This window comes from Stenotrophomonas sp. HMWF023 (assembly GCF_003060985.1).
In the GTDB taxonomy this organism is placed as follows: Bacteria; Pseudomonadota; Gammaproteobacteria; order Xanthomonadales; family Xanthomonadaceae; genus Stenotrophomonas; species Stenotrophomonas lactitubi.
Window position 1 is genome coordinate 1 of record NZ_QAIJ01000306.1, and the last position, 6696, is coordinate 6696.

The window sequence follows — 6696 nt, forward strand, 5'->3', positions numbered from 1 at the left end:
GCAACCTAGCCCCTGTAGAGTTTGAACGGCGCTACGCGCAAAGCGGCTCATGAATGTCTACGGAAGTCTGGCCGGTCCAGACCCAGATGAGGGCGTCACTTCTCAGGTAGCTCTGGTGACTCGACCAGTCGATCAGCGACGGCGTGTGCTCGCCGCGTTACCATCATGCCTCGTCAGTCAGCCCGCCAAGTCAGGCAAGCTTGGGACCGGTGAGCAGCGACTCTCATCCAGGCTCGCATTTGTCCCCATAGTTTGTGTAGGTGATTGCTCCCATAGTTTGTGCAATGGGCAGGAACTATGGGGACATGGCTATACATGACGCGTAGAGAGTTCCCTGAACAGGAACCTCATTCATGTACCGGTCAGTTCAATATTCAGGGCCGATTTCATCAACAAACGGATAATTCACACCTGTCGAACGCCCCTTCTCTCTCCCCCTCCCGAGGGGCGTTCGACGAAACCAAAATAATTAAAGGTGTATCCCGATGATCAAGAATTCGCTGCTTGCCCTGGGTCTGTTGGCCGCGCTGCCGTTCGCCGCATCGGCTGCCGATGGCCTGTCGTACAACTACGTTGAAGGCGGCTATGTGAACACCGATGCCAAGGGCGGCGACGCCGATGGCTGGGGCGTGAAGGGCTCGGTTGCCGTGCACCCGAACTTCCATGTCTTCGGTGATTACAGCAAGCAGGAAACCGACACCTTCAAGAACGATGTCGCCCAGTGGCGCATCGGTGCCGGCTACAACTACGGCATCGCACCGAACACCGACCTGGTGGCTCGTGTTGCGTACCAGAAGTTTGATATGAAGCACGGCCTGGACTTCAACGGCTACTCCACTGAAGTGGGCGTGCGCACCGCGTTCAACCCGTACCTGGAAGGCTATGCGCTGGCCGGTTACGAGGATTACAGCAAGAAGCACGGTATCAACCCGGACGGCGAGTTCTACGGCCGCGTCGGTGCCACCGCCAAGTTCAACCAGAACTGGGGCCTGAGTGGCGAAGTGAAGCTGGCCAAGGCCGGCGACCGCGAGTGGTTCGTGGGCCCGCGCTTCAGCTGGTAACAAACGCCTGTCGTTAGTGCGTGTAACTGGCGTGTGACCTCTCTCCCATACGCCAGTGAAGCCCGGCCTCGTGCCGGGCTTCTCTTTTTCCGGTTTCGCTTTGCCACAATGGGGCATGGGCGAACCTTCCACTCTCGCTGGCACCGGCACGGCCTACCAGGAACACCTGGCGCCTGCGCCGTTGCGTGGCCAGTTCGGCCAGCTCTGGCAGAGCCAGTTGTCGGCCGACGCCAGTGGCAGCATCATCGTGCTGCCCGATGGCTGCGTGGATATCCTCTGGCGTGGTGGCGCGTTGTTCGTGGTGGGGCCGGACCGGACCGCCGCACACCCGCAACTGGCGCCCGGTGCGCAGGTGTTGGGCGCGCGTTTCCGGCCAGGCCAGGCATCGGCCACGCTTGGCATCGACTTGTCCGACATCGTCGGTCAAGCCATGCCTTTTGTTGAATTCAATGCCCGCTGGGCAACGCAGGTTGCGGCCTCCATTGGTGACGCCGCGCCTGAGCAGCGGCTGCAACGCCTGGCCGATTGCCTGCAACAGAACATGCCTGCGGCCGTGGCGGACGAACACACGCGACGTGCGCATGTGCTGTTCGCGCATGCTGCCAGAGGCGATGCCAGCCTCGATGCACTCGCCGAACACCTGGCGATGAGCCCGCGCACCTTGCGTCGCTTCAGCCAAGCGCAGTTCGGTTACGGCGCAAAGTCGCTGGAGCGGATCCTGCGTCTGCAGCGGTTCCTGCGCTGCAGTCAGGCGCAGCCCGCGCACAGTCTGGCGATGCTGGCCGCAGAGGCAGGCTATGCCGATCAGGCGCACCTCAGCCGCGAGGCCCGGGAGCTGTCCGGCCTGACGGCCAGTGCGCTGCGCCAGGAGTGGGGACGTTGATGGCCGTTTCGTTCAAGACGCCCGCTCAACCCTGACCGATGCTGTGCGCTCCAACCACGGAGCCGCCCCATGAGCCACGCAGAGACCACCGCTGCCGAACGCCGCATCGACAACATCGAATTCAACGTCGCCGACATCGCCCGCAGCAAGCAGTTCTATGGGCAGGTCTTCGGCTGGTCTTTCACCGACTACGGCCCTGCCTATACCGAGTTCGACGATGGTCGCCTCAAAGGCGGTTTCGTTGCTGACGAGGCGGTGACAGCCACGGGAGGCGCGCTGGTGATTCTCTACTGTTCGGATCTGGCAGATGCACAGCAGCGCATCGTCGCGGCCGGCGGCGAAATCGTGCAGGCCGTGTTCGCCTTCCCCGGTGGCCGTCGCTTCCACTTCCGCGATCTGGACGGCTACGTGCTGGCGGTGTGGAGCGACCAAGGCTGAGCCTTGGTTGCGCCCGTGCTATCGGACCGGCTTGCCATACATCTCTGAAAGCGTGGCCTTGTACTGCGCCAGTGGCTGCAGCCCCATCGCCTCGCGGCGCGCATCCAAGCCTTCCATGTATTCGGTGGGGCGAAGTTCCATCGCGCCATCATCGGCCTGTGTGAACTGGCTGCCATAGCGCTGCGGTTTGCCCTGCGCCAGCAGCACGCGATCAGTCAGCAGTGCCAGATCTGCAGAATCAGCTTCACCGGCTTTGGCGGCCTTCTCGATCAACGGCAACATATCGGCCTGGAACACGGGATCGTGATCGGCGTGCTGGACCAGCAGCCACGCGGCTTTGGCACCATCATGTCCAGCCAGGGCATACGTCGGCCAACCCTTGTCAGCTACCACCGATTTCAGCCAGTCGGCGTTGGCCTTGATCACTGGAGCTGTCGCTTTGAATGCCTCGCCACCGCCAGCGTCGACAGCCGCGTGCTGTGCCGCCTGGTCGCGCTCGGCGCGCTCCAGCAGTTCCCTGCGCAGGGGCGCGTCCAGCAATGCGAGGCGCCGCTGCTCGGCGGCCAGCACGCGCTTGCGCATGTCCGGCCAGGCCGGGTCGTCGCGCAGTGCATTCAATCCCGGCCGGTCCTTGTGCAGCAGGTCATCGAACGACAGCCTGCCGCTGGGGAGCAAGGTGGTCACGTAGTGCATCGCCTTTACCCGCTCGCCGGCCGCTGCCGTGCATTCAACCAGCAGCAGTTCGCCACCCTCGGGAAAACGGCCTCCACGTTGCAACAGATCATCCAGCAACTGCGCACATCCGCTGAAGTCATCGGCGCCATAGCGTTCGAGCGCGCTGAAGAAGGGGCCTTCGTTGGAGGCTCGAATCTGCATCGGGATGGCCAGCAGCAATGCCAGTGCTACGGCAACGGGCACATGCGGCCATCGCATCAGTGAACGGAACATCGGCTGCTTCCTCCGTGAAGTGCGTGGATGGCGAGCCCTTGCAGGCCGCGCATCTGCAGGCTAGCAGTGTCATGGCGAGGCCTCAAATGGACAGGCGGCCAGAGCAGTCGGAGCATTCGACCACGGACACGGAACAACAGGCGCACGCGCTTGTCGACGAATAGCTCGCGCTCGCCGCGAACTGAGAACCGCTCCGTCGCCCGCAAGGCCGTTCCGCTATGATCGCCCGCACATCGCTCCATGCGATTTGCCCGCCTCAAGCCAGCAGGAACTGCCGTGAACGCCCAGCCCGCCCCCATCACCGCCCTCAACCACACGCTCGACAACGAGCCGCAGCAGATCACCGCGCCGCTGACCCATTCGGCCGCGTTCCTGGTGCTGACGGTGAAGGACGATGAGGCGTCGCTGGCGAAAGTGCGCGAGGTGCTGGCCAGCACCGATGACCTGATCAAGAACACTGCCATCCGCGAGATCGAGCGCACCTTTACCTGCAACGTGGCCATCGGCCACCGCGTGTGGGCGCCGCTGGTGGGCAGCACGCCACCGCGCGAGTTGAAGCCGTTCCAGGAAGTGAAGGGTGCTGCCCACACTGCCGTGTCCACGCCGGGTGACCTGCTGTACCACATCCGTGCACGCACGATGGACCTGATCGTGGCGTTCGAGAAGAACCTGCTCCTCGCCTTCGGTGATGCCGTGGAAGCGGTGGATGACGTGGCCGGTTTCCGCTACTTCGATGGCCGCGACCTGCTCGATTTCGTCGACGGTACCGCCAACCCCGAGGGGCTGTCGCTGCCGGAGGCGACCATCGTCGGCGACGAGGATCCCGACCATGCCGGTGGCAGCTACGTGGTGGTGCAGAAGTACCTGCACAATCTCGATGCCTGGCGCGCGCAGAAGACCGAAGCGCAGGAAGCGATCATCGGCCGCACCAAGCACGACAACATCGAGCTGGACGACGCGCCGGCCGACGCGCAGAAGTCGCACAAGACGCTGTGCACCATCGAGGATGCCGATGGCGAGCACGAGATCCTGCGCGACAACATGCCCTTCGCCAACCCGGGGCGCGGCGAGTACGGCACCTACTTCATCGGCTACACGCGTCGGCTGTGGGTGATCGAGAAGATGCTGGAGCGGATGTTCATCGGCAATCCCGCGCCGCTGCACGACCGCATTCTCGACTTCTCCACCGCGACCACCGGCGTCACCTTCTTCGCCCCCTCGCGCAAGGTCCTGGCCGACCTGGGGGAGTAGAGCCACGCTACGCGTGGCTTTCGCGGTGATTGGTCGGGCGCAGCCACGCATGGCGTGGCTCTACTGCGGCGTCCGCCATCTGCCTGTCATCTACAGCGCTGACCATGACGCGTTGAACGGCAGTGGAGGCGAGGGTGATGGTTTCTGCAGACAACAGGCGCACCATGCGCCGTGGCTGGCGCCCGTTGGCGTGGTTGCTGGGCCTGCTGGCGCTGGGCAGTGCCAGCGTGTCCGCACAGGACGCGCCTGCGCATTGGATGGCCTATGCCGCCTCCGTCAGCGGCGAACTGCAGCAGCGCCTTCAGCAGGAACAGGATCCACGCGCCCAGCGCCTGCTGGCCTGGCTGCAGGAGCATCCCGATACGCCGGCACCGCTGGTGGTGAGCGTGTGGATCGCCCGCGATGGCGCGATCTCCAAACTGGAATTCGACAGCCTGGGTGATGTCCAGGTGGATGCCGATCTGCGCGCGACGCTGCAGGCCACGGCGTTGCCGGCGGCGCCGCCGAAGGACATGCGCCAGCCGCTGCGGTTGGGGCTGGTGCTGCACCCCAGGTAGAGCTGCGCCATGCGTGGCTGCGTTTGGTAGATGCCGACCTTGGTCGGCACGTGAGCGCCAACCAAGGTTGGCGACTACCCGTAGATCCACGCCATGCGTGGATGAGCCTGATGGATGCCGACCTTGGTCGGCGGGAGCGCGCCAACCAAGGTTGGCGTCTACCGGTGCCCGCCAGCCACGCATGGCGTGGCTCTACTGCGTTGCTACCTGCGGTTCCCGCGCGGCTGCACGCCACGCCCGCAGCCCGAACAATGCCAGGCCCAGGAAGAACACGTACAACGCAGCAGTCACGTGCAGTGACTTGAACAGGTACGCGCCCACGTAGACCACGTCCACCACGATCCACACCCACCAGCAGGCGGCGTGTCGGCGTGCCTGCCACCACTGCCCGACAAGGCTCAACGCGGTCAGCATCGCGTCCAGCCACGGCAGCGCCGCATCGGTGAAGGTGTGCATGCCGGCGCCAAGCGCGACGCCGCCACACAGGCCGATGGCGAGGTCGCGCAGCAGCGTGCCGCGCGCCAGCGGCACGATGCGGATGCTGCCCTCATCGGCCGCGTGCTGGCGCCAGTTGATCCAGCCGTAGACCAGGAAACCACCGAAGGCGACCTGCAGCAGCGTGTCCGAGTACAGCTTGGCCTCGGCGAACACTGCGCCATACAGCGCGACCGACAGCAGGCCGACCGGCCATGCGGCCAGCCGCCGCTTTGCCATCAGCCACACCCCGAGGATGCTGAAGAGGGCGGCAGTCCACTCGAGCGCGACGCCGCTCACAGCGCGAACGTCACCGACAGGCGGGCCTGTCGCGGCGCACCGGGGAACAGGTAGTAGTCACCGCCGCTGCTGCCGGTGTCGCGCCAATAGAAGCGGTTGAACAGGTTGTCCACCGACAGGTTCCAGCTGACCGCGCGGTCGTGCAGGCGATGCTGGAAGCGCAGGCCGGCGTCGAACACCGAGTAGTCCGGTGCGCGTACACCGCCATCGGCGCGGGCGACGTTGGCGGCGGCATAGCGCCAGCCACCGGTCACGTCCAGGCCCTCGGCGAACGGCAGTGCATAGGCCAGGTGCACGCTGGCACGCACCTTCGGCACGTTCACCAGCTGATGGCCTTCATAGGCCGGGGTGCCGGTGTCGCGGGCGCGCGCCTGCAGCACGCTGGCGCTGGCGACGATCTGCAGCGCGTCAGTCAGTTGGCCGTTGGCGGTCAGTTCCAGCCCGGTATGGGTCTGCTGGCCTTCTTCGACGAAGGTGTAGCCGGCATCGCTGCCGTCCGGCTTTGCGTACTGGTAGGGCTGGGTGGTGCGGAACACCGCGGCGCCCAGGGTGAGGGCGTCCACCGGCACGTACTTCACACCCACTTCCAGCTGCCGCGACTGCATCGACGGCAGGAAGGTATCGGCGTTGGACGTCCAGAACGGTGCTTCCTGGCCCAGCGAAATGCCGCGCACGTAGCTGGCGTAGGCGTTGAGCTGGTCGGTGGCCTTCCACACCAGCGCGGTCTGCGGCAGGAAGCGCGACAGGCGGCTGTGGCGTTGCGGCGTGCCGCGCTTGTCATAGG

General features: G+C 65.0%; 8 protein-coding genes. 5 read left to right on the top strand and 3 right to left on the bottom strand.

The window, feature by feature from the left end; genetic code table 11:
* Positions 1–488 precede the first annotated feature (488 nt).
* From DBR20_RS17855 to DBR20_RS17865, 3 genes are all read left to right on the top strand, one after another.
* A complete protein-coding gene (locus DBR20_RS17855) occupies positions 489–1061 on the top strand; it encodes an Ax21 family protein (RefSeq protein WP_176022450.1) in 573 nt (190 codons plus the stop codon).
* Between the two features lie 115 nt (positions 1062–1176).
* Complete coding sequence (locus DBR20_RS17860; protein WP_108267367.1) at positions 1177–1944, top strand: helix-turn-helix domain-containing protein; 768 nt, start codon at positions 1177–1179, stop codon at positions 1942–1944.
* Between the two features lie 69 nt (positions 1945–2013).
* Positions 2014–2382 (top strand): VOC family protein, encoded by a 369-nt coding sequence (locus tag DBR20_RS17865; protein WP_108267369.1) that lies wholly within the window; start codon positions 2014–2016, stop codon positions 2380–2382.
* A gap of 18 nt (positions 2383–2400) precedes the next feature.
* On the opposite strand, the gene DBR20_RS17870 is transcribed toward DBR20_RS17865, so the two are convergent.
* Positions 2401–3330 (bottom strand): DUF6624 domain-containing protein, encoded by a 930-nt coding sequence (locus DBR20_RS17870; protein WP_108267371.1) that lies wholly within the window; start codon positions 3328–3330, stop codon positions 2401–2403.
* Between the two features lie 276 nt (positions 3331–3606).
* On the opposite strand from DBR20_RS17870, the gene DBR20_RS17875 reads away from it, so the two are divergent.
* Both DBR20_RS17875 and DBR20_RS17880 read left to right on the top strand, forming a co-directional pair.
* Positions 3607–4581, top strand: a complete 975-nt coding sequence (locus DBR20_RS17875; RefSeq protein WP_108267373.1) for a Dyp-type peroxidase — start codon at positions 3607–3609, stop codon at positions 4579–4581.
* 137 nt (positions 4582–4718) lie between these two features.
* On the top strand, positions 4719–5138 hold the full coding sequence (locus DBR20_RS17880) for a hypothetical protein (protein WP_108267375.1): 420 nt from the start codon (positions 4719–4721) through the stop codon (positions 5136–5138).
* A gap of 192 nt (positions 5139–5330) precedes the next feature.
* Here the strand turns inward: DBR20_RS17880 and pnuC are convergent, their stop codons facing one another.
* Both pnuC and DBR20_RS23435 read right to left on the bottom strand, forming a co-directional pair.
* Positions 5331–5912, bottom strand: coding sequence for a nicotinamide riboside transporter PnuC (pnuC, locus tag DBR20_RS17885; protein ID WP_108267377.1), 582 nt, complete (start codon positions 5910–5912; stop codon positions 5331–5333).
* Positions 5909–6696, bottom strand: a 788-nt coding sequence (locus tag DBR20_RS23435) for a TonB-dependent receptor (RefSeq protein WP_258223419.1), incomplete at its 5' end; no start/stop codon positions are given. The genes pnuC and DBR20_RS23435, both read right to left, overlap by 4 nt.

Excerpts from the sequence above, each read along its gene's own strand:
- DBR20_RS17860 (WP_108267367.1), top strand. The coding sequence starts at position 1,177 with ATGGGCGAACCTTCCACTCTCGCTGGCACCGGCACGGCCTACCAGGAA.
- DBR20_RS17865 (WP_108267369.1), top strand. The coding sequence starts at position 2,014 with ATGAGCCACGCAGAGACCACCGCTGCCGAACGCCGCATCGACAACATC.
- DBR20_RS17870 (WP_108267371.1), bottom strand. The coding sequence starts at position 3,330 with ATGTTCCGTTCACTGATGCGATGGCCGCATGTGCCCGTTGCCGTAGCA.
- DBR20_RS17880 (WP_108267375.1), top strand. The coding sequence starts at position 4,719 with ATGGTTTCTGCAGACAACAGGCGCACCATGCGCCGTGGCTGGCGCCCG.